The organism is Amycolatopsis sp. NPDC004368 (assembly GCF_053602515.1).
Genome location: NZ_JBSGDT010000001.1, coordinates 310071 through 334848, shown reverse-complemented (window position 1 = coordinate 334848; position 24778 = coordinate 310071). Strand labels below are relative to the sequence as shown.

Below are 24778 nucleotides of genomic sequence, written 5' to 3'. Positions count from 1 at the left end.
GCGGGGCTACACGCAGGTATCCGCAACTCTGGACCGGTCACCAGCGCAAATGGCAGCTGGCGCGTAGGGTGGAGCGTCGGCGAGCAACGCCGCGAGACTGTCGATCAGACCCTGCACGGCGGCGTGATCACCTTTGTGCAGCTGCGCAGCCGCTGCGGCGAGTACCCCGGCGACGTCCACGTCTTTGTTGGCGTCCCCTGTTAGCTGATCCTGCGCTTGCGAGAGGACGGCCTCCGGCCGCCTGTCGCCACGGTTTCCGTTGCGCCGGTCCCTGTTGCCATCGGTCTCGCTGTTGCGCCGGTCAGAAACTCCTGCGGATTTTCCTTTCCGATGCTCCTCGGCGACTTTCAGAGTATGGTGTTGCGCACCCTGCAGGCTGCTCGTGCGCCGTGAGCGCGCACGTACTGATGCACGCTGCATCAGCACGTCATCAACGGAACACGGAACCCGCCGCCCAGACCTGCGCGCTTCTTCCGATGCCCTCTTGTGCATCGCGACGAGGAAGGTGTCACCCGGCACTCTCCGCGCATTGAGGTATTGCGAAAGGGTTGGCTGGGAAACGTGCAAGTCGGCTGCGTTACGGACCATGCTCTGACCCGGTAGGTAGTGGTACAGCTCATTGAGGGTGGCGGCCAGCTTCGCTGCTTCCGGCGAGGCGGTCCGCCTACGACATCTTCCGACCTGCCCTAGTGCTGGCATAGATCCTCCCAATGTGCCTTCGTGAAGCGACCGCGTTAGCTGGCCCTCGCGCTGGCTGATCCTGTTGCACTGCGAGTTGCAGTGTCGCAAGTTGTTGTGCAGCAAGAGTTTCTCGACAGGCTGTTAGGCTAGTTTTGGGCGCAAAGAAGTGGCCGGACCATCTGATGAAGATCGGCCATGGATGGTTGGGCAGATTGTTGACGCGTCGTTAATTAGAAGCATCAACGCAATTAGGGTGCGGGGATCTTGGAGTTGTCAATGCCTCCTCATTGCGCGTCTCGTCGCCATCTTGTGAATTGATCTTGGCATCGTACCGCAACTGCGTACGCGAGGAGAAGCTGCTTCGCGGCGTGCGGTATGAGGTTTGCGGTGTTGTCCGAGGTGGAGGCAGTAGGGGGCCGCAGTGAGGAACTTGTCGGGTGCGGAACCGGCAACGCCTACTTGCTGGTTCTGTCATGTTCTGACCGTTTTGCGACGTTCGCAATGCGCGCATGAGTTCGGTTATCGAACGTTGGCAAAAGCAAACTCCTGATTTTAGCTCTGAGTCTGTCGCAATAATAGTTGATTATTGAGACAATTGGTTATTGCAGTTCTGGGTTATTGCGGGAATTCCTCGGTAAATTTAAGGCGTGAGGCTGCCTTGCGTGGTAGAACTGATTTCGGTCGAGCAAGTTCAGTGGTCCATCCGAAGATGGCCGATCAGAAGACAACCGAGAGTTAGAGGGGGACGACATGCTGCCTTCATGGCGAGACGGCAACCTGGGGACCATGCGGAGGGTTGCCCTGTGGCTGGTTTCCGAAGTCGGCGAGGGGAACCAGTTCACCAAGGAAGCTCTGCGTCAGGCGTTTCCTGGTGTCTCCCAGATCGACCGGCGGATGCGTGATCTCCGGGCGTTCGGGTGGAAGATCGACACCAACCGGGAAGATCTCAGCCTGAGCTCCGCAGAGCACCGCTTCGTCGAGCGTGGTCAGCCGGTGTGGGAGAAGGGTGTGAGCTCCAGGCCGGCGCACGCACCTGCGATCGGAGCTGGGGAGCGGCGCGAGATCATCACGCGGGACGGCGGAATGTGCCGGTCGTGTGGTCTAGCCCCCGGCGATGTCTACGAAGACACGGAAGAACCTGTACAGCTCGACATCGCTCGGCGCAAGGTCCGGCTTCCGGACGGGACCGTTCCCGTGCTGCCCGTGGCTGAGTGCCGACGGTGCCGATTGGGAGCGCGGGATCTCGTCGCCGGGGCAGACCAGGTGGCGGAGCGCGCAGGGCGACTGAGCACAGCTGACCAAAGCGTCCTCGCGAAGTGGGTGGAGCTTGGCGAGCGGAATTTCCGCGACGTTGAGCGTGTCTGGGCTGAGTACAAGGCGCTGCCGGCCGACGCGCGCGCCGCCGTGCGCGACGCGATCGGGTTGAGCTGAAGTGTCTGACCGGCTCCGGGGATATCGTTCCTGGGCGAAGCAGCTGTCGTTCACGCAGGAGTGGTGATGATCAAGGATTACGGGCGACCGCCGCGGGCTGAGCAGAACCGCGCCTTCATCGAGCGGCGGCTGGGCGAGGTTGCGTCTGTTGCTGGCGTAAAAGAGACGCAGACCGTTGAACTGCGGCGTAACCAAGTCCATCTCGACGTGATCGAAGTCCGCGTCGGCGATCTCTACTACAACCCGGCGACACACCGGATCCGGGCTCAGCGCAGCCATGATCCGCGGCTCGACCGCCTCGTGGACGAAGATCCGTGGTCGTTCGAAAGCCAGCAGTACCTCGACAGGCTGTTGAAGGTGAAGCCTGCCAACCCGCACGAGACGGATCCAGCCTTCGACGAGTTGATGGGGAGCCTCAAGGACTACGGGCAAACCGAACCCGGGCTGACCACAGTCGATGGTGTGCTCGTCAACGGCAACACGCGCCGTGCCGCCTTGCTCCAGCTCGAAGGACCTGAGGCGACGATGCGCGTCGCGGTGTTGCCGGCGACCTCCGACTGGACTGACGTGCGGGACATTGAGCTGTCCTTGCAGCTCAGGAAGGAGCACCGGCGGGCTTACTCGTACATCAACCGGCTGCTCGCCATCGACGAGCTCGTCAGCCAAGGCACTCCCATGTCGGTCGTCGCCCAGACTTTCCGGAGCACGGTGCCGGCATGTGAACAGGACTACTGGGTGTACTCGGCGATCAAGTCGATGATTGAGCGGAGCGATGTCAACGGGCACCGCGTCCGGCTCATCGACTTCGAAGAAGACCAGGAGAAGCTTCGGGAGCTTGCTCGGCGGTACCAGAAGGACATGGCAACGCGGCCAGATGGCGCTGAAGCAGTTAAGGAGGCCCGTCTCGCCGCGATCGCGCTCGGGTTCTCCAAGACCGACGTGCGCTGGATCGACTCGCCCGAGTTCCTGAGCCGGTACTTGATCCCCAAACTGCCGGCCGGATTCATTCCCGATGACCCGACCCCGGATGTCCAGATCCCGGGGCTGGGTATGGCGGTTAAGTCAGGGTCGGACGACGCCGCCCGTGCGCGTGCGATCACGGACAAGGTGCTCAAGGCGAAGGCTGAAAGTCAGCTTGTGCCCAACCAGGAGTCCGTAGTGCTTAAGCAGGTTCATGAATCGATGGCGGTGGCACTCGACTTGGCTGGCAAGGAAACGAAGCTCCAGAAGAAGAAGCAGGCTGCGCCGGACAGAGTATTCTCGGCGGTGGACCAACTCGATCAGTGCGCTACCGAACTGGTCATGTCACGGGCCTCGAGTTCACTAGACGAGGAGGCCTTCGACGACGCGTTGTTGAAACTGAAGAAGGTGCTTCGGAGACTCGCATCAGAGAGCTCGCGCACGGTCAAAGCTCCCGGTGCCGGCGTTGACTGGCTTCGCGATGTGGTGCAGAGGTCGGGTGTGGAAGGTTGAGCGCGTCCCCGACCAGTCTGCACCTCGGATTTGACCAGACCAGGACGCGAGCTGAGCTGCGCGCGGCCGAGCAGTACAGGGAGTCCCTGTCCAGCCTGATGGCGCGCTTCCCCAACGGACGGCTGGTCGATCGGTTGGCCGCGGCCGTTCCGATCGACGAGTTCCTCGGGGGGCTCGAAGAGCTCGCTACCTGGCCTGACCCCGCGTCGGTTGTCTGGGAAGACAGCTTCCGCATCAGGGTCACGGAGATGCTCCAGGATGCGGAACGCACACAGCGGATTCTCGACGGGGCTGCGGACGACTCGGTCGTGGCGGCAGATGATGTCTCTGACCTGCTCGACGACGGGTGGACTGCGAACCTGACCGAGTTCCAGCGCCGTGATATCGCGAAACTCCTGACACTCAGGCACGGTGCGAATTTCAGCGTTCCGGGCGCGGGTAAGACCCGTGTGGCACTTGCGGTCTTCTCTGCACTACGGAAGAAGGCCGTGGTCGAACGCATCCTCGTTGTCAGTCCGAAGTCTGCGTATGAAGCGTGGATCGACGAAAGCTATGAGTGCTTCGGCGAGGACCTCACGGTCAAGTTCGTCGGTAGCCGTGGCTTCAAAACGGCCGACCTCGTGATCGTCAACTACGAGCGGCTGGGTCGTTCGCTCGAGCTGCTTGCTGGATGGCTCAGCGCCGGGCCAGCCCTCATGGTTCTTGACGAGGCGCATCGCATGAAGCTCGGTACGGCCGGTGTTTACGGCATGGCGTGCATGTCCCTCGCGCCCCTCAGTGAGGCGCGGATGATCCTCACCGGAACGCCGGCGCCCAACGGTGCACGTGATCTGGAGAGCCTGCTTTCGTTCGTGTGGCCGGGCCGCGGCCGGCGAGTGGTCAACCAAGCAGTGGAGGGCGGTGACCTCAGCCATGCGAGCCGAGTGCTCAAGCCGTTGTATACCCGCACGACGAAACAAGAACTGGGGCTACCTCCCGTCAGCCTGCGGGTCCGCACGGTCGAGATGCCGAGGCTGCACCGAGAAATCTACGACGCGATCGTTGGTCAGTTCACGCCTCGTGCGGAGCGGAGCAGGTCTGATTTCGACGCTCTCGGCCGGACCGTTCTCAGGCTGATCATGGCCGCGACCAGCCCGGCGTTGCTCGCGGCCGGTGCATCCCGTTACGAGCCGATGTCCCTGCAGGTGCCACCGCTGGAAGTGCCGCAGGGAGATCCGCTGTACGACCTCCTCGGCTCACTCGGCGAGTATGAGATCCCGCCGAAGTACCAGGAAGCTCTCGCGATCGTCGCGGAGAACGCTTCGCGCGGACGGAAGACCTTGATCTGGGCCAGCTTCGTACGGAGCATCAGCACTTTGCAACGGCTTCTCGAGGGGTTCGAGCCGGCGGTCGTACACGGAGGCACCCCTGATCGTCAGGAGGAGATCGATCGTTTCCGAGAAGATCCCGCATGCCAGGTCCTGATCTCGAACCCGGCGACGCTGGGAGAAGGCATCAGCCTGCACCAGGTGTGCCACGACGCGGTCTACGTCGACCGTGATTTCCAGGCGGGGCGCTTTCTGCAGAGCCTCGACCGGATCCACCGCCTCGGCCTCGCACCCGGGACGGAAACCAACGTCACCGTCCTCGCCACCCAGGGCACGATCGACGAGGTCGTCGCCATGCGCCTCAACGAGAAGCTGGAGTTCATGGGCCGGATCCTCGACGATTCCGGAGTTCAAAAGCTGGGTGATCCCGACGACGAGCCGTCGGCTGTCGCCGGCATGGACTCAGCAGACATCGACGCTCTGCTGAAGCACCTCATGAAGTGAGTCAGCTGATCTTGGCGCGGTTCTGTTCGAACTTGACGTGACGTTCGTGGTCCTCCTGGCCTACGAACGCTTTGAACTCGCCCAGGCAGTACCTCAGAGCTCCGCTGACATCAGATTCCTCCTCAACCACGAAATCCCGCTTGAGGAGCGTTATGCGTCGTTCCAGGTCGGCAACGCCGACATCTAGCCCAGCCTTTTCGATCAGCTCTTCAGTTGAAATGAACTCGCCCGTACGGTCGCGCAGAATTCGGTACACGGGATCGTGGGGAGTCATTTCCCGGTTCGCGGGGTTCTTCGTCTCATGTTTCAACGCGCTCAGAATGGAACGCCCGATCGCTTCCGCAACGGGCGGCGGGAACGCATTTCCAATCTGGCGGTACCTGGAAGTCTTGAGGCCGGTGAATTCCCATTTGAAACCCTCAAGCCAACCCGAAACGTAACCAGGTAGCCATCCCTGAATTTGAGCTACCATTTCGTTGGTTAGTTTCGGGCCTTCGCCGTTCTCGAGCGCGTATTCGTCGTCTGGTCCGGGTGGCGTATTGGCCAAACCCATTGCGTCGACGCATAACTCGCGCCACGCACGTTTGGCGCGAGTTGGTCCCAGGTCGGCTCCGCCATGCTTTTTTGAGCCTCCGACGATGGTGGGTGCAATCTTGTCGGCGTACTTTTTCCAATCCTTGGCCTGAGGCCAGCCTCCAGCCTTCATCAGCTTGAAGATTGTATCGCCAACTGTTGCGGCCTTGTTTGTTGGCTCAGGCCATGAAAAGTACGCCATATCTTCAGGCTTCATCGCGACGAGAACGAATCGAGGGCGAAGTTGAGGAACACCGAAGTCTGACGCGTTGAGCAGTCGCCATTCGGCTGCGTAGCCAAGATCAATAAGGTGATCCAGAACATGTTGCCGATACCCAGCGAATCGCGGGAGGCTCAATCCGCGAACGTTCTCGAGGAGAAGTGCTCGTGGTTTAATTTTTCCAACTTGTTCGATTGCCCATGCGAAGAGATCGCGTTCGTCACTGGCGCCGAGCTGCTTACCGGCGATGGTAAAAGGAGGACATGGGACGCCGCCCGCGAAGAGAGCGATGCCTTCGTACTTTGCTGGATTGAAGACGGCGGGGTCTGCGACATCGCCGAGGCGTACAAAATCCTGTGTAACCTTTTCGGGTGTGCCCTCGTCGTTGAAGTCAAGCGCCAGCTGGTGCTTATTTTTCTGAAGTTCTGCCTCTTGACCACTGTTCTTTCGTCGAACTGCATCCTTGCACGCTCTGATTTTCTCCAGATTTGTCTTCAGGGTTTTGAACGCGTTTGGGTCCAGCTCAACAGCTAGCCGGTGCTCGAATCCAGCCTTCTCCAAGCCCAGTGCTTGCCCGCCCGCACCGGCGCAGATCTCAACAACCTCGAAGGCCTGATCTTCGGGGGTGCTGGTCATGGTCGTCCCTTCAAGGGTGGCGGCGCGGAGCGTTGCTTGAGACTATCTGGCCTCATGAGTGCACCTTCGAGGTCCCCGCTGCATGACTGAACAAGGCAAAGGTCCAAGTGAGATGGCCCGCCAGCTGCGCTACCCGGCGGCGTCCAGCGAAGGGCGATCCCGCAACATGCGGGCGAACCGGCGAACCGACACCAAGCCCGAGGTCACGCTGCGCAAAGAGCTGCATCGGCTCGGTTACCGGTATCGCAAGGACTTGCCTATCGTGCTCGACGAGGTCCGTGTGAGGCCCGACATCGTTTTCACGGCTCGGAAGGTCGCGGTATTCGTCGATGGGTGCTTCTGGCATGTCTGCCCGGAGCACGGCCGTCAGCCTACGAGCAACGAGTGGTACTGGACGCCGAAGCTGCGGCGGAACATGGAGCGAGATCGTTTGGTGACTGATGCGCTCCGCGCGGCAGGCTGGCAGGTCGTTCGCGTTTGGGAGCATGTCACGCTGGCCGAGGCGGTCTCGGCTGTTGAGAGCGTGATCTCCTAGGGCGAACACGCGTTCGAGCTTAGGCTGTGCAACACGTTCTTGCCAGGAACGTGGAGAGGTGTGTTGTTCACCCCACGTTCAGCTCGTTCTGCCTAACCCTCGACGATCCGCCCCTCTATCACCGGATGCTGCTTCGGCTGCGGATCCTCCGCCACAACCTCACTATCCACCACCATCACCGGACCGCGTCGGGTGTTGGCGAACCGGATAGCCCGCTTCTCAGCCCGACGCAGCCACCACCGCCGCACCAGTGCACGCGACGGCGGGAGCAGCACGAACAGCCCCAGTAGGTCACTCACGAACCCTGGCACCATGATCAGGATGCCACCGAAAGCGACGAGCATGCCGTCGGTGAGTTCCTTGTCGGCGGGGCGGCCGGATTGGGCCTTGGCGACGAAGGCGCGCATGGCTTTGGCGCCCTCGCGGCGGGCGAGCCAGGAGCCGACGAAGGCGCCCGCGATGAGGAGCCCGATCGTGCCGAGGACGCCCACCAGGGAGCCCACGGCCCAGATCGCGGCGATCTCGGCGATGACGTAGAGCAGGAACGCGACAGCCATACCCTCTCAACGCACGAGCTGTCCGATTTTCTCCCGACCCCGACCCCGACCCCGCCCCTCACCCCCCGACCAGAAAAGCCGCCACCTCAGCGCGACTCCCGAGCATGTACTGCCGAGCCTGCGGCGAGCCGAAACGCACCGCAGCCAGCAGGCCGTCCCGGTGTGTCCGCGGCCAGTTCCAGATCCACCTCACAAAATCCCGATCGAGCTTCGACACGCACCCCGGCGCCTGCGTGCCGCGGCCGCGTTCGCGCAGGTGGCGCAGCACGACCCGGCGCAGGCTGGTGGTGCGGGGCACGTCGAGGTAGACCACCGTGTCGGCCAGGGGCAGGCGGAGGTCGAGCGTCGAGCTGTAGTTGCCGTCGATGACCCAGCCGTCAGTAGCCACCGCAGCCGAAACCGCGGCGCGGAATTCCGGGGCGGGCGCCGGCACCCAGCCGGGGCGCCAGTACAGGCAGTCCAGGTGGGTGACGGGGACTCCCAACCGACCACCGAGCCGTCGGGCCAAGGTGGATTTGCCGCTGCCGGAAGGGCCCAACACAACAACACGCCGGTTCACAAGCGACGACCCTAGGGCAGCAGCCCGCAGAGAAGCAGCCCGATTATCAGCAGGTCCGGGCCGCGCGCGAGCTGTCGCACGAGGCCCGTCGGGATGAGGACGCCCTCGTACAGCACGAGGTTCATCGCGCCGAAATCAACCGGGCCGCGGGTGACGGAGCGGACCACGGCGTACGCGGCCACCAGCACCGCGACCAGCGACCCGAGCGACACCGGCACGCCCAGCAGGATCACCGCGAAAGTCCAGACGGCGGCCAAAACGACCAGCACCGACGCCGTCGCCAGCCGTAGCCGGGGTTCGGACGTGGTGAGCCAGCGGCGCAGCGCCGGCACGCGGTGCAGCTGCGCGAGAGGCGCCGCGAAGGGCAGCAGGGCCAGGTATCCGCCGAGACCGAGCAGCCAGACGGAGGACAGCGCGGGGAACGTCGTGTGCACCGCGGTCACGGCGAGCGCGAGGAACACCGGCAACCCCAGCGCGTGACGGCGTGCGAGCGCCCCCGCCACGACGTAACGCAACGCAGCGGGACGGCCCAACGCCATCCACGGCACCGGGCGGCCGGCGGGCAGCAGCGCCCAGACGTCGAGGAACGCCGTGGCAGTACGTGCAGCCAGCCGAGAGCCAAACGCCCACACCAGCTCCGAGCGTGACACCGTCGAAGCGGCAGGTGGGGTCCACGCCAACACCACTGCGGCACCAAGAGCCACCACCGCGAAAATCCACAGTGGACCAACCGGGAACGCGCCGAGCACCGCCGGCACGAGCGGGAGCACCGCCTCACCGCGAAGCGCGGGCCGCCGGGCCATCACGAGCGCCAGGGCCGCGACGGCGACGTACAGAAAAACCGCCTGACCCGACGGAAACCCGATGAGCACCCCGGCGACCACGAAGAAGTACCCCACCACGGCGAACCGCACGGCCCAGCCGCCCAGCAGGCGCCGCGTGAGCACCCGTGGGCGGCGGCCGTCGAAGTCCGCCCAGGTCAGTGTGGCCGGGTCGGCGCGCAGGTGGCCGCGCCGCAGCGTCGCGCGCCAAGCGAGTGCCAGCCCGGCGCACAGCACAGCCACGCTGCCGGACGGCCCCACCGGCGCGTCGCCGAGCAGCTGTGACCGCACCAGCGCCGTGTTGTACAGCGGCGACAGGACCACGCCCGCCACGATGAACCAGCAGAGCACCAGGTCAGGGCGCTTCACGGTCCGAGCTCCCCTCCACATCGAGCGACGCCAACTCAGTCGGGAAGCTCGTCCAGATACGCCCGCGCCTGCAGCGTGAACAGCTCCGCGTACCCACCCCGAGCCGCCATCAGCTCCTCGTGGGTGCCGTACTCCGCCACCTTCCCGTGTTCCAGCAGCAGAATCCGCTCAGCCTGCCGAACCGTCGAGAACCGGTGCGAGATGTACAACGTCGTGCGCCCCGCGGCCAGCGACCGCAGGCGCGCGAACAGGTCGTGCTCAGCCTGGGCGTCAAGAGCCGACGTCGGTTCGTCCAGGATCAGGATGGGCCCCTCCCGCTGGAAAGCCCGGGCCAGCGCGATCTTCTGCCACTCACCACCCGAGAGCGACACGCCCTGGTCGAACCACCGGCCCAACGGCGAGTCGTACCCGGAGGGCAGGCGTTCGATGCGCTCGTCGGCGCCGGCGCGGCGGGCGGAGTCGACGATGTGCGGACGGTCCTCCAACCGCGCGAGGTCGCCGAGGCCGATGTTCTCGGCGGCGGTGCCCTGGTAGGTCACGTAGTCCTGGAACATGGCACTGATCTGGGTGCGCAGCTCGTCCGGGTCGTACGAACGGATGTCCACGCCGTCGAGCAGGATGCGGCCCGCCGTGGGGTCGTAGAGCCGGCACAGGAGCTTGAACAACGTCGACTTGCCGGCACCGTTGCGGCCGACCACGGCCACCGTCTCGCCAGGCCGGATCTCGAACGTCACGCCGTCCAGCGCGGGTTCCTCGGCGCCGGGATAACTGAAGCTCACCGACTCGAACCGGATGTGACCATCCACAGTGGACGGCAGAGGCCGCGGCGACGCGGGCGCCACGATCTCCGGCGAGGTGTCCAGGAACCGGTACAACGTGTCCAGGTACAGGTTGTTCTCGTACATCCCCGAAAACGCCGTGAACAGACCCGAAACCGACGCCTGCACCGAGGTCGCCGCGGCCGTGTACAGGGCCAGGTCGCCCAAGGTCAGCCGGCCGCCGACGGCCTCCAGAGCGATGTACAGCGCGATGGCCGAACCCGCCAAAGTGGACAGCAGTCCCCAGGACGTCGAGCTCACGTTGCGCCGCACCGTAAGCTTTCGCTGCCGGTCGTAGGACACCACGCCGAGCGCCCGGAAGCGCTCCACGAAGTACGGCCCGAGGCCGAAGAGCTTGGTCTCCTTGGCGTACGTGTCCGTGGTGACCAGCGAGGACAGGTAATCCATCCGCCGCTTGATCGGCGACATCATGAACGTCAGCCAGAACGCGCGCGACCCGTACTTCGACTGCGAGATGAACGCCGGGATCGGCGCGAGCAGCGCCACCAGCGCCAGCAGGGGGCTGATCGACACCAGCAGCGCGATCATGCTGCCGAACGTGATCGCCGTGCGCACCAGACCCAGCGCCGACGTCATCATCGACAACGGCCGCGTCGGCGCTTCCTGCGCGGCCTGGCGCAGCATGTCGTACGACGCCGAGCCCTCGAAGTACGCCAGTTGCAGCTTGCTGGCGTGGTCCATCACCTGGTGGCGGATGGTCAGTGTCATGCGTTCCTGCAGCAGCGACTGCGCGATCGACGTGATCGCGCTGCTGATCGCGGTCGCCGCCAGCACGCCGAACTGGAACAGCGTGATCCGCACGATGTCGCCCACTGTGCCCTGGTGCTGGATGGCCGCGACCACGGAGTCGAGCAGGAGTTTCGCGATGTACGCGGTGGCCGTCGGCAGGAGGCCGGACAGCAGCGTGACCAGGGCCAGCAGGATCGTCAACGTCGGGCTGGCCTGCCACGTGAGCCGGGCTACCTTGGGCAGACCGCGCACGGTGCCGGACACCGAGGTCTTCATCCGCCCGAACCGCGACTTCAAGTCCTTGGGCTGCTCGGGCTGCTTCGGTTCCGGGATGTCGACGGGACCGGTGAGGCCGCTGTCGGGCACGGTCTGTGCCGGCCGCCGGCCGCGCCGGCCGAAGCCCCGCATCGTGGCGGCCTCGCGTCCGCCTGGGATCACGCCGACACCGCGCCGTGCAGGAAAACGTCGATCAGCTCGGCGGTGTCCGGTGAACCGGGTATGGCCCGGCCGTGCGCGAACAACATGGACAGGAACAGCGAAGCGGCCTTGTCCACGGGCAGCCGCAAGCGATCGGCGTCGGGCACGAACAGCTCACGCACCGCGCGTTGCATCGCCTCCATCGACTCCCGCCGGCTGTCGCCGGTCACGGACTTGCGGTTGCGTGCCTCCTCCGGCCGCGGCCGGCCCACCGCCGCCCGGGCCATCACGGCACCGACCCGCTGCAAGTGCGCGGTCAACGCCTCGACGGCTTCCGCGAGCCGTCTCTCCAACGGCAGCTCACCCGGGATCTCCCCGATCATCTCCACCGCCTCCCCCGGGTCGAGCGCGGCTTCCACGCACGCGTCGAACAGCTGGTCCTTGTCCTCGAACACCCGGAAAATGGTGCCCTCGCCGATGCCGGCCGCCCGGGCGATCTGCGCCGTGGTGACACCGCGGCCGTGCTCCACGACCAGCGGCAACACCGCGCGCACGATCATCCGGCGGCGGTCGTCGGGCGCCATTCCCGGCGCGCGTTTCCTCGTGTCCATGGAAACCACCGTACGGAGTGAGTGCTCACTCCGTCAACTGGACAACGCATCGGGCCGTCGACTCAAGGGGGAACCGGTGAGCCGGTTGCGGCCCGGAAAGCACCGGGCCGCAACCGGTTCTCGTCAGTACGTGATCGCCACCGCCGGGTCGGCGAGCAGTGCGCCGACGTCGGCGAGGAATTCCGAGCCCTGCTGGCCGTCGACCACGCGGTGGTCGAAGCTCAGCGACAGCTGCATCACCTTGCGGACCTTGATCTCGCCGTCCACGACCCAGGGGGTGTCGCGGATGGCGCCGACCGCCAGGATCGCCGACTCGCCCGGGTTGATGATGGGCGTGCCGGTGTCGACGCCGAAGACGCCGACGTTGGTGATCGTGAACGTGCCACCCAGCATCGCCGCGGGCGTGGTCTTGCCCTCGCGCGCGACGTCCGTGAGCTCGGTCAGCGCGACGGCCAGCTGCTTGAGCGACATCGCGTCGGCGTCGAAGATCTTCGGCACCACGAGCCCGCGCGGGGTCGCCGCGGCGATGCCCAGGTGCACGTAGTCCTTGTAGACGATCTCCTGCGCCGCTTCGTCCCACACCGCGTTGACGTCGGGCGTGCGCTTCGCCGCGAGGCACACGGCCTTGGCGGCGAACGCGAGCGGCGTCAGCTTCACGCCGCTGAACTCACGGGATGTCTTGAGTTTCTCGCGCAGCTCCATCATCGGCGTGACGTCGACGGTCAGGAACTCCGTGACGTGCGGCGCCGTGTAGGCGCTCTGGACCATCGCGGCCGCGGTGGCCTTGCGGACGCCCTTGATCGGGATCCGCCGCTCACGGGTGGCGGAGTCGTACGCTGCATCTGCAGTGGACGGTGCGGAACCGTGGGCCGCGCGTTCGACGTCCTCACGCGTGATGACACCACCGTCGGCCGTGCCGGTGAGCGCGTGGAGGTCGATGCCGAGGTCCTTGGCGAGCTTGCGCACCGGCGGCTTGGCCAGGGGCACGTAACCGCCGGCCGGAGCCACGGGAGCCGGCGCGACGGGAGCCACGGGCGCAGGCGGAGCGACGGCAACCGAAGAGGCCGGCACCGGAGCAGCAGCACCCTTACGCGCCCGCCGCTTCGTCTCCACCGCCTTCGAGCCGTAACCGACCAGCGGCTTCATCTCTTCCTCGGCAGCAGCCGGAGCGGCAGCAGGAGCCGGAGCTGCCTGCCCACCCGGATCCACGTCCAACGTCAGCAGCGGAGCCCCGACCTCAACGGTCTGGCCCACCTCGACGTGCAGCTCCGTGACCACCCCGGCCCACGGAATCGGCAGCTCGACAGCGGCCTTGGCCGTCTCGACCTCGATCACGATCTGGTTGACCGAGACCGCATCGCCCGGCTTCACGTGCCACGCGAGGATGTCGGCCTCGGTCAGCCCCTCCGCCGTGTCGGACAAGGGGAACTGTTTGTACTCGGGCATGTTCCCCTCTCACCAACTCAGCGAACGGTCGACGGCGTGCAGCACCCGGTCCAGGTCGGGGAGGTAGTGCTCCTCGAGCTTGGCCGGCGGGTACGGCGTGTCGAAACCGGCGACGCGCAGCACGGGGGATTCCAGCGAGTAGAAGCACTCCTGCTGCACGCGCGCCGCGATCTCCGACGTCAGCGAAGACTCCGACGGCGCCTCGCTCACGGCGATCAGCCGGCCGGTCTTGCGCACCGACTCGAACACCGGACCCAGGTCGAGCGGCGAGAGCGTGCGCAGGTCGATGACCTCGAGCGACTTGCCCTCGTCCTCGGCGGCCGCGGCGGCGTCGAGCGCCACCTTCACCGACGGACCGTAGGCGACGACGGTCGCGGTGGTCCCCTCACGCACCACGCGCGAGCCGAACACCCGCCCCGGCGACGCGTCGGTGTCGACCTCCATCCTCAGCGCGCCCGAGTGGTAGAGCTTCTTGGGCTCGAAGAAGAGGATCGGGTCGTCGGAGCGGATGGCCTCCTGGATGCCCCAGTAGGCGTCGACCGCGTTGGACACCGAGACGACCTTCAGGCCGGCGATGTGCGAGAACAGCGACTCGGGCGACTCCGAGTGGTGCTCCACCGCGCCGATCCCGCCGCCGAACGGCACGCGGATCACCACGGGCATCTTGATCTTGCCCTGTGTGCGGTAGTGCAGTTTCGCCAGCTGCGAGGAGATCTGGTCGAACCCGGGGAAGATGAACCCCTCGAACTGGATCTCGCACACCGGCCGGAAGCCGCGCACGGCCAGGCCCACGGCGGTGCCGATGATGCCCGACTCGGCCAGCGGCGTGTCGAGCACGCGCTGCTCGCCGAAGTCCTTCTGCAGGCCGTCGGTGATGCGGAAGACGCCGCCGAGCTTGCCGACGTCCTCACCCATGATCAGGACCTTCGGGTCCTCTTCCATCGCGCGGCGCAGGCCGAGGTTGATGGCCTTGCCGATGGTGAGCTTCTGCGGTTCGGCCATCAGTGCTCACCCGCCGTCGCGAAACCGTCCAAGTAGGACAGGAATTCCTTCTGCTGCGCCTCGAGCGCCGGTGAGGGCTCGGCGTAGACGTTGGCGAAGATCCGCTCGGGCGGCGGCTCCGGCATGTTGAACGTGTAGTCGCGAAGCTGCGCCGCGAACTCATCGGCCTCGGCCTGCACGGCGTCGAAGAAGCCGTGGTCCGCACCGCCGCCGCGCGCGAGGTAGGCGCGCACGCGCTCGATCGGGTCCTTGAGCTTCCACTCCTCCAGCTCGTCGGAGAGCCGGTAACGGGTGGGGTCGTCGGTGGTGGTGTGGGCGTCCATCCGGTAGGTGAAGGCCTCGATCAGCACCGGGCCGTTGCCGTGCCGGCACTCCTCGAGCGCCCAGCGGGTGACGGCGAGGCAGGCGAGCACGTCGTTGCCGTCCACCCGGATGCCGGGGAAGCCGTAGCCGCGGGCGCGCTGGTACAGCGGCAGGCGCGACTGGCGTTCGGTCGGCTCGGAGATGGCCCACTGGTTGTTCTGGCAGAAGAACACGAGCGGCGCGTCGTAGACGGCGGCCCAGACGAAGCCTTCGTGCACGTCGCCCTGCGAAGTGGCGCCGTCGCCGAAGTAGCAGATGGTGGCTTCGCCCTCGTCGTCCCCAACCTTGCCCTCGAACTTCTGACCCATGGCGTACCCGGCGGCGTTGAGCACCTGGTTGCCGATCACGATCGTGTAAGGGTGGAAGCCGTGGGCCTTGTAGTCCCAGCCGCTGTGGTCCGTGCACCGGAAGATGCCGAGCAGTTCGCGCAGGTCAACGCCACGCGTGTACGCGACGCCGTGCTCGCGGTAGCTCGGGAACGCCATGTCGGTGGGCTTGAGCGCGCGGCCGGAGCCGATCTGCGCGGCCTCCTGGCCCAGCAGCGGGACCCAGATCCCCAACTGCCCCTGGCGCTGCATCGCGTTGGCCTCGCGGTCGGCGCGGCGCACCAGCACCATGTCGCGGTAGAGGTTCCGCAGCACCTCGTCGTCGACGTCCTCGACGTACTTGTCGAACTGCGGCGACGGGATTCGCTGGCCTTCGGGGGTGAGCAGCTGAGTCAGCTCAGCGCCACCTTCGCTCGTTGCTCGCAGACCCGCGATCACCTGTTCGGGCGAGGGCTTGGCCGCTACGGCGGCGGGCCCGTCCCCAGGTTCGGGGTGCGTCCACTGTTCGGACGGCATGCGTTGTTCTCCTCGGTGTCGGCGCCGTGGTGGCCGCTTGTGGCGGCCACAGCGACTGCACCGGCGGGGACCCACGCCCCGGGTCCGGGGCGCCTGGCCATCGTCGGCGTTGACGGTTCTCGCCGCCATCCTGGCACGAAGCTTCACGCGATGGTGAGCCGCGGATGCTGATTTGTTGCTGAGACTCGGGCGTCTGAGCAGGCAAAACGCTGGGAGATCCGAGTATGGGACGGACGATGATCGGGAATCCGCACCGCCGCCCACCAGGCGTCACCGAGCGGGCACCGGTCGCGTTCGGGTGGCGGGTTTCACCGTCTCGGCAGGGGTCGTGACGTCGGTCACCGTGGCAGGATGACTGGCGTGGAACAGAAATCCGTACGTGAAACCGTCGTGTCGACGTGGATCAACGACATCGTGCCGAGCCTTTCGGGGCTCGTCGCGATCCCGGCGTTGTCCCCGGCGTTCGACGCGGACTGGGCCGCGAGCGGTCACCTCGCCGCGGCCGTCGAACACGTGAAGACGTTCATCGCCGGGCGCGACCTGGCGGGCGTGTCGATCGAGGTCGTGCAGCTCGAGGGCCGGTCCCCGCTGCTGTACGTGGACGTGCCCGCCACCGCGGGCGCCACGGACAAGCCGACCGTGCTGATGTACGGCCACCTCGACAAGCAGCCCCCGGTCGGCGGCTGGTCCGAGGGTCTCGACCCCTGGACCCCGGTGATCCGCGACGGGCGCCTCTACGGCCGCGGCTCCGTCGACGACGGCTACTCCGGCTACGCGGCCGTGTCCGCGCTGGAAGCCGTGCGCGCGGCCGGCGGGGAGCACGCGCGGGCCGTGGTGCTGCTGGAGACGGGTGAGGAGTCGGGCAGCCCCGACCTGCCCGCGTACGTCGAGCACCTGTCCGAGCGGCTGGGCGACGTCGGCCTGATCGTCTGCCTCGACTCGGGCGGCATGGACTACGAGCGGCTCTGGCTGACCACGAGCCTGCGCGGCATGCTGCGCCTCACCGTCACCGTGCAGCTCCTCGCGACCGCGCAGCACTCCGGATTGGCCAGCGGCGTGGTCGCCTCGTCGTTCCGCGTGCTGCGGCAGCTGCTCGAGCGCATCGAGAACGCCGAGACGGGCGAGATCAAGCTGGCCGAGCTCAACGTCGAGGTGCCGGCGACCCGGCTGACCCAGATCGAGGCGGTCGCCGACGTCGCGGGTGACTCTCTGCGCACGTCGATCCCGCTGGTCAGCGGCGGTCGCGCGATGTCGGACGACGCCGTGGAGCTGCTGCTGAACAACACCTGGCGGCCCACGCTGTCGATCATCGGCGCCGACGGCTTCCCGCTCCCGGCCGACGCCGGCAACGTGCTGCGCGAGAGCACCACCCTCACGCTCAGCTTCCGCCTGCCGCCCACGGCCGACGCCGCTCCGGCGCTGGAGGCCGTGAAGCGCGTGCTGACCACGGACGTGCCGTACGGCGCTTCGGTGACCATCCACGAAGGCGCCACGGGCGAGAACGGCTGGAACGCGCCCGAGGAGGCGCCCTGGTTCACGGCCGCGCTGCGCCGCATCAGCGACGAGGTGTTCGGCCGGCCTCACCGGGCCACCGGGATGGGCGGGTCGATCCCGTTCATGGGCCTGTTGGGGGAGAAGTACCCGAACGCTCAGTTCCTGGCCACGGGTGCGCTCGGCCCCGATTCGAACGTGCACGTGCCCGACGAATGGCTGAACCTCGACTACGCACAGCAGGTCAGCGAGGCCGTCGCACACATCCTGGACGCCCACGCGCGCAGCTGATTTTTCACGGGCGGCCCCGGTGTTTCGGCGCCGGGGCCGTTGCTGTTCGTCGAGGGCAGCTGGTCGCTACCTGATGGGGCTGTTGGTTGTTTCCCGCGCTCGGAGCTCCACAGTAGACGTGTTGTGGTATGAACCACACACTTTTCGCATCTCCCCTGATACGGGCCGTCACGGCTGCGCAGGGTGATGCTGCCCCGTAACGTACAGGTGCTGTGCTTACCCGCTTACGAGTGGCAATATGCGTGCTCTCGACAGTTGAGAACTACGAGGAGTGACGAAGTGGCCCGAGGACACCAGATGAAGGCACTCGCCCTTCTCCCGGCTTTCGCGCTGGTCGGCCTGACCATGGCCTGCGGCGCGGGCGGCAGCGGGGCTCCAGACGCGGGGAACAGCGGCAGCTCGTCGGCCGCGGCGCCCGGGGGCGCGTCGGACATCCCGGCGGTCGCCAAGGACGACAAGCTCGCGGCGATGGTCCCCGCGTCGGTCACGAGCGACGGCAAGATCCTGGTCGGCCAGGACCAGAGCTACCCGCCGAACGAGTTCATCGACGAGAACGACAAGATCACCGGTTTCGACGTCGACCTCGGAACCGCGATCGGCCAGAAGCTCGGCCTCAAGATGGAGTTCCAGAACTCCGCTTTCGACGGCATCATCCCCGGCATCCAGGCCGGCAAGTACGAGCTCGCGATGTCGTCGTTCAGCATCAACCCCGAGCGCCTGCAGACCGTCGACATGGTCAGCTACTACAAGGCGGGCACCTCGCTGGCCGTGCTGAAGGGCAACCCGGACGGGCTGAACCTCGACGACCTCTGCGGCAAGAAGATGGGCGTGCAGAAGGGCACCACGCAGGTCGACGACCTGCAGGAGCGGTCGGACGCTTGCACCAAGGCCGGCAAGCCCGCCATCGAGGTCACGCAGCTTCAGGCCCAGACCGACGTGAACCTCGCGCTGACGGCGAAGCGCGTGCAGGGTGAGCTCGCCGACTCCCCCGTGATCGACTACGCGGTGAAGCAGACCGGCGGCCAGCTCGAAGTCCTCGGCGCCCCCTACGACACGGCGCCGTACGGCATCGTGCTCAAGAAGGACAGCGGTGACTACACCAAGGCCGTGCAGCAGGCCGTGCAGGCACTGATCGACGACGGCACGTACAAGAAGATCCTCGACAAGTGGGGCCTGTCCGGTGCGGGCGCGGTGACCACGTCGGAGATCAACCCGGCGTCCTGAGGTCGCAGATAGGACGTAGTTCTCGTGTCCAGTAACTTCGACGCGCCTCCGACCGTGGAGGCGCCGGTCGACACCACGCCCATCAAGGCCGTCCCAGTGCGCCACTACGGGCGCTGGGTGGCCGGGGTGATCATCCTTTTCCTGGCGTTCATCGTCGTGCGCAGCGTCGTCACCAACGACAACCTGCAGTGGCCGGTGGTGTGGGACTACCTGTTCAACGACCGGGTGCTACGCGGCCTGACCAACACCTTGATCCTCACCGTGATCTCGATGCTCATCGGGATCGTCGGGGGTGTGCTGCTCGCGGTGATGCGCCTGTCCCCGAACCCGCTCATGAAAGGCGCGGCGGGGATCTACGTGTGGTTGTTCCGGGGCACCCCGCTGATCACCCAGCTGGTGTTCTGGAACTTCCTGGCGTTCGCCTACCCGCGGCTCGGACTCGGTATTCCGTTCGGGCCGGAGTTCGTTTCGTGGGACACCAACACCCTGATCAACCAGTTCACCGCTTCGCTGCTGGGCCTCGGCCTGAACGAAGCGGCGTACATGGCGGAGATCGTGCGTGGCGGTATCTCGTCCATCGACACGGGCCAGCTCGAAGCGGCATCGGCGTTGGGCATGAAGCGCACGACGACCCTGCGGCGCATCATTCTCCCGCAGGCCATGCGGGTGATCATCCCGCCGACGGGCAACGAGACGATCTCCATGCTCAAGACGACATCGCTGGTCGTGGTGATCGGGTACTTCGAGCTGATGGTCGCGGTGCAGACCATCTACGCGCAGAACTTCAAGACCATTCCGCTGCTGCTGGTGGCGGTGATCTGGTACCTGTTCATGACGTCGATCCTCACCGTCGTCCAGATGTGGATCGAGCGGTACTTTTCTCGTGGTACGTCACGGAGTACCGCTGAAAAGAACAAGTGGGCCACCCGGATGTTCGGATTCCGGGCCGGGCGCCCAGGCAGCGGAGGTATCGGATGACGCCAGTCGTTTCCGCGCAGAAGATCTGCAAGAGCTTCGGATCGCTGGACGTCCTCAAAGGAATCGACCTCGAGGTCCACGAACGCGAGGTGCTCTGCCTGATCGGCCCGTCCGGCTCCGGCAAGTCGACGCTGCTGCGTTGTATCAACCACCTCGAGAAGATCGACGCCGGCCGGCTGTACGTCGACGGCGTCCTCGTGGGCTACAAGCAGCGCGGTGACAAGCTGCACGAACTGAGGGAGCGAGAGGTCGCGTTGCAGCGCAAGGACATCGGCATGGTGTTCCAGCGCTTCAACCTCTTCCCCCACATGACCGCGCTCGAGAACATCATGGAAGCCCCCGTCCAGGTCCGCGGAGAACGCAAATCCGACGTTCGCGCGCGTGCCCTGGAACTCCTCGACCGCGTCGGCCTGGGTGACAAAGCATCGTCCTACCCGGCCCAGCTCTCCGGCGGCCAGCAGCAGCGCGTCGCCATCGCCCGCGCCCTGGCCATGCAACCCAAACTGATGCTCTTCGACGAACCCACGTCCGCCCTGGACCCGGAACTCGTCGGCGACGTCCTGGGCGTCATGCGCCAACTCGCCAAAGACGGTATGACCATGGTCGTGGTCACCCACGAAATGCAGTTCGCCCGCGAGGTGGCCGACAAGGTCCTCTTCATGGACGGCGGCGTCGTCGTGGAGTCCGGCCCCCCGGACCAGGTCATCGGCGACCCGCGCCACGAACGCACGAAGTCGTTCCTGGCGCGGGTGCTGAGCCCGAACGCGTGAACGGTGTGGCCGCTTCCCGTTTGAGGGAGGTGGCCACACTGCTGTTCGGTAAAGGCGTGATCAGTCGGCCTTCAACCGGTTGAGGGCAACAGCGCTCAACTCAGTGGCTATTTTGCAGGGGTCGGACAGTTGGGGATCGCCGTTGCGGAGGTGGGTGATGACCGTGTAGGTCAGGTCGTCGCGGACACCAACCGCCAGTGCGCAGTTGCCTGGCCCCCGTCCCCCTGGCTATACACGACTGCTGGATACCCTTCAACGGGAGAGACGACCTTGAAAGTCGTCAAAGCGCCGTCTCGGTCCTGGAGGTACAGGCTGTTCAGGCCCGCTTTGCTGGCGGTGACGAACGAACCCGCGATGTTTCCGGTGCCATTGCCGAAGGTCCATTGACAGGTTTTCCGGGCGTTGCCTCGTAGACGCTGGTTCCCTTGACCGGTCTGCCGAGTCGAGCGACTTCTTCCACAGTCGCCGCTGCACAGGGATCGTTTTCGAAGCGGTCCGTGTTCGTCAGCGGCTTTGCGACCTTGGGCGCCAGCATGGCTTCGCCGGCCGTCGCCGCCGCCGCAAGTGCGTGGCCGCTAGTTGACCCAGCGCATGCGGAGACGAGTGATTCCGCGACGCCGATCAAGAGGCTTGACACGAAGCATCGTGTTTCACTTGACCTACCTTTCCTTGCGAAGTTGTAGCGCCGCTGTTGCGCTTGGTTCAGCGTCCGCCGCGCAACTCGTTCTCGAGCTGCTGCACCTTCTTCACCACATCCTGCGGCCCCGCCCCCGCCAGGCTGATCCACCCCGACTTGTCCACCCCGAACAGAATGCGGCCCTGCTCGGTGTCGATCCAGCCGGGCGGGTTGTCGTTGCGCAAGCGCTTTCCCCGGCTGTCCCGCACGGCGACGTACAGCCGTCCGAAGTAGGTCTTCGGGGCGCGCAGCCACTGCACCACCAGCTTGGCGTCGCGAATGCTCGGGCTCGTCTTGCTCGGGATCACGCCACTCTTGATCGCGTTGAAGTCCGCATCGGAGCAGTTCAGCGAGGCGATCCGCGCCGGCGGCGCCTCCGGCAGCAGCAACGCGAACTCCCGCGCCAACGCCTCCGCCGAACACGGCGCGATGTAGAGCACCTGGTTGACCGCCACCACGGTCACCGCATCCCGCCCACTCGCCGCGGCGCGTACGGTCCGCTCGCCACCGTCGGACTTGACCCACGAGTAGTACTCGACCCCGGGGCGCTGCAGCAGCTGCAGGGCCTCGACGAAGTCGTCGTCCAGCCGGCCGCCGCGCATGAGGCCGCGGCGGTTCAGCTCGGCGTCGGTGTCGGCCGCGAGCTGCTTTCGCTCGTCCGGCGAGTACCACAGAGCCCCGCGCACCAGCGTCGGGTGGATGTCTCCGAGGTTGAGCCGCTCGAGCAACACCTCGTACGTCTGCAGGCTCAGCTCCACCGGCTTGCGCAGCACTTCCCACTCCCCCTTGGCAGACCTGCCGCAAACGGAGCCGCTACTCTCCGTCCCATACCCATTTCGTTACGTGAAACTATCAGGGCGCGCCGTTCCCCGAACGGCACTTTTCCTAAGATCACCCAGCCCGGTGCGCCCCTACGCCCCGATCACCGGCGGCGTCGGGCGGTTGCCGTCGTAGCCGCCGAAGATGGAGTCCGGGTCCTCTTCGGAGAGGAGGATCTTGCGCTGGTGCTCCTCGTCCTCGGGCCCCTTGCCACCCTTCCCACCGGCGGCACCCATGCCACCGCTCATGCCGGGCTGGCCCTTGGCACCGGCTGCGCCCATGCCGCCGGGCCGCGCGGTGCCTGCGCCCTCGCCCATCGCGCCGGCTCCGGTGCCCGCCCCTGCTCCGACACCACGGCCGACTCCGGCTGCACCGCCGCTCGCCGAGCCGCCGGGGCCGAAGCCGCTGCTGCCGCCAGGACCGAAACCACGGCTGCTTCCGCTGCCACCACCGTCTGGGCCGAATCCGCCACTGCCGGGCCCGAACCCTCCGACAGGTCCGAAGCCCAGCGAGGACGCACTCGCGCCCCCGCCGCCGGGCGCGTTGACGCCGGTCCCGCCCGGTCCCTGCCAGGACGACGATCCGGGCCCACCCGGCGTCTGCGTCGGCCCCGCGAACGCGGCGGTCGTGCTGGCATTCGCCGCGGGCACGACGGGTGGAGTCTGCGCACCGGTCGACGAATGCCCCGGTGGAGGGGGCGCCTGATATCCCGCGGCTCCAGGTGGAGCGTTGTAGTTGCTCGGCCCGCCGATGTGACTGCCGGCCGAGTGAGTGCCACTGTCGGCGGCGTGCGTTCCACCGGATGCGCCGGTGTCGATGGGATTGGGTGTGACCCCGCCGGCTGACACATTGGGGTCGTGCGCCGCCGGGTAGTCGGCCGGCATGGTGTCCGTTCGCGGCTGACTGCTCTGGTGATAACCGTCGTAGAGCTCGACGTTCTTGTGGGTGTCGTTGTCGAATTGCGCGGCTTTGATCTCGTCGTCGCTGGCGCCGATCGAAAGCCAGTCTTCGATGGTGTCGTCGTCCGGTCGATTTTGGTCGACCTGGACGACATTGTTTCTCACGTACGTAAACGCTGAAGACTGCTCCTCGATCGATTGCCGCATTGTGTCCATTTTTTGCGCGGCTGTTCGAGAGGTGTTGATCAGGGGACTCAGCCCCGCGCTGCCGGTGTCGGCAGCCTGGCCCTTCCAGAAAGTGTTCAGCGTGGTCTGGCTGGTGGTCAGCTTCTCGGCGACATCGTTGTGTATGTTCCTGAGCTGCCCGCACCCTCCTCCCATGGCGTCCAGGCCGCTCGTGTCACCGGGGTTGTGCAGTTGTTGGTAGATGTCGAATCCGGTTTGCGGCATCTCAGTTGGCCTTCAGTCGGGTGATCTCGGCGGCGGCGACCTGCTCGGCCATCTTGCACGGGTCCGTCAGGTAGGGGTTTCCTGTCCGCAGCTGCGTGTTCACCGTGTACGTGAGTTCATCGCGAACGCCGACCGCCAAGATGCATGAACCAGGGCCCTCGTCTCCAGCGCTGTAAACGACAGCCGGGTATCCCTCAACCGGCGAGTGTGGTGCGAAGGTCGAGAGGCGCCCGGCCTGGTTTTCGAGGTAGAGGCTGTTGAGGCCACGTTTGTTGCCCGAGAAGAATCCACCGCTGACGTTCCCGGTGTTGTCGGCGAAGTTCCACTGGCACGACTTACCGACGACCGACTGCGCGATCGCGGTACCCTTGACCTTGCCTGCAGCCTTTTCGACCTCGCTGGTGGGCAACGCGGAGCAAGGGTCGTCCTCGAAGGCTTTGGTAACCGTCAACGGATGGTCGACCTTGGGCGCCAGCATCGGGTCGCCGGCGGGCGAACTCGGCGCGGCGGGCGTCGGTTGACCTGCTGTCGAACTCCCGCATCCAGCCACGACCAATGCTGCAAAACCCACGAGGGCGAGCTGGTACACGTTACGGATTCGCATCAATCGACCTTCCCGGCGCTGCGAATTGCGTCAATCGCGGCGTGATCTTGGTTCACGTATGCAGTGCGGATCTGCTTCAGGGTGTCGACGTAAGACGAAAGGAAGTCGACCGTTCCCCTGAGGAATTGGTTGTACGCGATGGTGGCACGACCGGTGGCGCCCATGTAGTCCTTGCTCACCTGGTCCGAGCCGGGATAACCGAGCTGGGCGAACTGTGCGGCGACGGTCCGCGCTTGTGAGTAGTCGTCGTTGAGGCTGTCTTCCAGCTGCTGGATGACTTTGTCCATCGACGGAGCGTCGAACTCCCAGCTCCCGCCGCCCGACGCGGCCGCGAAGTCTGCCTTTGCTTGACTCGCGCCGAGTGCGCTGTAGTCCGGAGGCGGCCCCGACGTCACCGTCTGGCCACCCGCCAACGGCACCGTCGGCGCACCCGCCGGTGGTGGCGTGACCTGCCCCGGTGTGACCAGCTCGTTTTGCAAACCCGACAGTTGGCCGGGTTGTCCGTCTGGCATGTCGTGCCTCCCCGCACGGGCCGGCCCACGTCGGAGGGGACGGCCTACCCTGTGTTCAGCTTCAGCTCCAGCAAGTGACCTTAACAGGGACGACGAGCCTCCATGACCGGTTCCACAAGATCACCCGGCGGCCCGAAACAGCTCGTCAA

General features: G+C 66.0%; 22 protein-coding genes. 8 read left to right on the top strand and 14 right to left on the bottom strand.

The genetic code is table 11. The features are described from left to right. Positions 1-6: 6 nt before the first annotated feature. The gene (locus tag ACWEOE_RS01540; RefSeq protein ID WP_452002336.1) at positions 7-426 is read right to left on the bottom strand and encodes a hypothetical protein; all 420 of its coding nucleotides are present in this window, start codon (positions 424-426) and stop codon (positions 7-9) included. Positions 427-1467: 1041 nt separating this feature from the next. Here ACWEOE_RS01540 and ACWEOE_RS01535 point away from each other — a divergent pair. From ACWEOE_RS01535 to ACWEOE_RS01525, 3 genes are all read left to right on the top strand, one after another. Next, the gene (locus tag ACWEOE_RS01535) at positions 1468-2112 is read left to right on the top strand and encodes a hypothetical protein (protein WP_452002333.1); all 645 of its coding nucleotides are present in this window, start codon (positions 1468-1470) and stop codon (positions 2110-2112) included. 66 nt (positions 2113-2178) lie between these two features. Then, entirely contained in the window at positions 2179-3585 is a 1407-nt protein-coding gene (locus ACWEOE_RS01530) for a transcriptional regulator (RefSeq protein WP_452002331.1), read from the top strand. Next, positions 3582-5396: a DEAD/DEAH box helicase gene (locus ACWEOE_RS01525; protein ID WP_452002328.1), complete on the top strand. Its 1815-nt coding sequence runs from the start codon at positions 3582-3584 to the stop codon at positions 5394-5396. The genes ACWEOE_RS01530 and ACWEOE_RS01525 overlap by 4 nt, the downstream gene beginning before the upstream one ends. A gap of 1 nt (position 5397) precedes the next feature. Here ACWEOE_RS01525 and ACWEOE_RS01520 read toward each other — a convergent pair whose 3' ends face one another. Continuing rightward, a complete protein-coding gene (locus ACWEOE_RS01520; protein ID WP_452002325.1) occupies positions 5398-6825 on the bottom strand; it encodes a DNA cytosine methyltransferase in 1428 nt (475 codons plus the stop codon). A gap of 112 nt (positions 6826-6937) precedes the next feature. On the opposite strand from ACWEOE_RS01520, the gene ACWEOE_RS01515 reads away from it, so the two are divergent. After that, on the top strand, positions 6938-7360 hold the full coding sequence (locus tag ACWEOE_RS01515) for a very short patch repair endonuclease (protein WP_452002322.1): 423 nt from the start codon (positions 6938-6940) through the stop codon (positions 7358-7360). Between the two features lie 92 nt (positions 7361-7452). On the opposite strand, the gene ACWEOE_RS01510 is transcribed toward ACWEOE_RS01515, so the two are convergent. The 8 genes from ACWEOE_RS01510 to pdhA form a co-directional block, all read right to left on the bottom strand. Beyond that, on the bottom strand, positions 7453-7917 hold the full coding sequence (locus ACWEOE_RS01510) for an FxsA family protein (RefSeq protein WP_452002319.1): 465 nt from the start codon (positions 7915-7917) through the stop codon (positions 7453-7455). 58 nt (positions 7918-7975) lie between these two features. Beyond that, positions 7976-8401: a DNA topology modulation protein FlaR gene (locus ACWEOE_RS01505; RefSeq protein ID WP_452002316.1), complete on the bottom strand. Its 426-nt coding sequence runs from the start codon at positions 8399-8401 to the stop codon at positions 7976-7978. Positions 8402-8487: 86 nt separating this feature from the next. Further along, complete coding sequence (locus tag ACWEOE_RS01500) at positions 8488-9666, bottom strand: hypothetical protein (RefSeq protein WP_452002313.1); 1179 nt, start codon at positions 9664-9666, stop codon at positions 8488-8490. A gap of 35 nt (positions 9667-9701) precedes the next feature. After that, positions 9702-11642: an ABC transporter ATP-binding protein gene (locus ACWEOE_RS01495; RefSeq protein WP_452003324.1), complete on the bottom strand. Its 1941-nt coding sequence runs from the start codon at positions 11640-11642 to the stop codon at positions 9702-9704. 26 nt (positions 11643-11668) lie between these two features. Then, positions 11669-12235, bottom strand: coding sequence for a TetR/AcrR family transcriptional regulator (locus ACWEOE_RS01490; RefSeq protein WP_452003321.1), 567 nt, complete (start codon positions 12233-12235; stop codon positions 11669-11671). A 150-nt stretch (positions 12236-12385) separates the two neighbouring features. Continuing rightward, positions 12386-13708: a dihydrolipoamide acetyltransferase family protein gene (locus ACWEOE_RS01485; RefSeq protein ID WP_452002310.1), complete on the bottom strand. Its 1323-nt coding sequence runs from the start codon at positions 13706-13708 to the stop codon at positions 12386-12388. A 9-nt stretch (positions 13709-13717) separates the two neighbouring features. After that, on the bottom strand, positions 13718-14710 hold the full coding sequence (locus tag ACWEOE_RS01480; RefSeq protein ID WP_452002307.1) for an alpha-ketoacid dehydrogenase subunit beta: 993 nt from the start codon (positions 14708-14710) through the stop codon (positions 13718-13720). Further along, a complete protein-coding gene (gene pdhA / locus ACWEOE_RS01475; protein WP_452002304.1) occupies positions 14710-15915 on the bottom strand; it encodes a pyruvate dehydrogenase (acetyl-transferring) E1 component subunit alpha in 1206 nt (401 codons plus the stop codon). Before pdhA ends, ACWEOE_RS01480 begins: the two co-directional genes overlap by 1 nt. Before the next feature lie 360 nt (positions 15916-16275). On the opposite strand from pdhA, the gene ACWEOE_RS01470 reads away from it, so the two are divergent. The 4 genes from ACWEOE_RS01470 (at position 16276) to ACWEOE_RS01455 (ending at position 20669) form a co-directional block, all read left to right on the top strand. Further along, on the top strand, positions 16276-17697 hold the full coding sequence (locus ACWEOE_RS01470) for a M20/M25/M40 family metallo-hydrolase (RefSeq protein WP_452003318.1): 1422 nt from the start codon (positions 16276-16278) through the stop codon (positions 17695-17697). 297 nt (positions 17698-17994) lie between these two features. Then, on the top strand, positions 17995-18921 hold the full coding sequence (locus ACWEOE_RS01465; protein ID WP_452002301.1) for an ABC transporter substrate-binding protein: 927 nt from the start codon (positions 17995-17997) through the stop codon (positions 18919-18921). A 24-nt stretch (positions 18922-18945) separates the two neighbouring features. Next, positions 18946-19899, top strand: a complete 954-nt coding sequence (locus ACWEOE_RS01460; RefSeq protein WP_452002299.1) for an amino acid ABC transporter permease — start codon at positions 18946-18948, stop codon at positions 19897-19899. Next, positions 19896-20669, top strand: coding sequence for an amino acid ABC transporter ATP-binding protein (locus ACWEOE_RS01455; protein ID WP_452002297.1), 774 nt, complete (start codon positions 19896-19898; stop codon positions 20667-20669). The genes ACWEOE_RS01460 and ACWEOE_RS01455 overlap by 4 nt, the downstream gene beginning before the upstream one ends. A gap of 702 nt (positions 20670-21371) precedes the next feature. Here the strand turns inward: ACWEOE_RS01455 and ACWEOE_RS01450 are convergent. The 4 genes from ACWEOE_RS01450 to ACWEOE_RS01435 all read right to left on the bottom strand — a co-directional run bounded on the left by ACWEOE_RS01450 (position 21372) and on the right by ACWEOE_RS01435 (position 24629). Continuing rightward, on the bottom strand, positions 21372-22118 hold the full coding sequence (locus ACWEOE_RS01450; RefSeq protein WP_452002294.1) for an ESX secretion-associated protein EspG: 747 nt from the start codon (positions 22116-22118) through the stop codon (positions 21372-21374). A 138-nt stretch (positions 22119-22256) separates the two neighbouring features. Continuing rightward, on the bottom strand, positions 22257-23513 hold the full coding sequence (locus tag ACWEOE_RS01445) for a hypothetical protein (protein ID WP_452002291.1): 1257 nt from the start codon (positions 23511-23513) through the stop codon (positions 22257-22259). A 1-nt stretch (position 23514) separates the two neighbouring features. Further along, positions 23515-24102 (bottom strand): DUF3558 domain-containing protein, encoded by a 588-nt coding sequence (locus ACWEOE_RS01440; RefSeq protein WP_452002289.1) that lies wholly within the window; start codon positions 24100-24102, stop codon positions 23515-23517. Positions 24103-24116: 14 nt separating this feature from the next. Beyond that, positions 24117-24629 carry a hypothetical protein gene (locus tag ACWEOE_RS01435; RefSeq protein WP_452002286.1) on the bottom strand — a complete coding sequence of 171 codons (513 nt, stop codon included), beginning with the start codon at positions 24627-24629 and terminating at the stop codon, positions 24117-24119. Positions 24630-24778 lie beyond the last annotated feature (149 nt).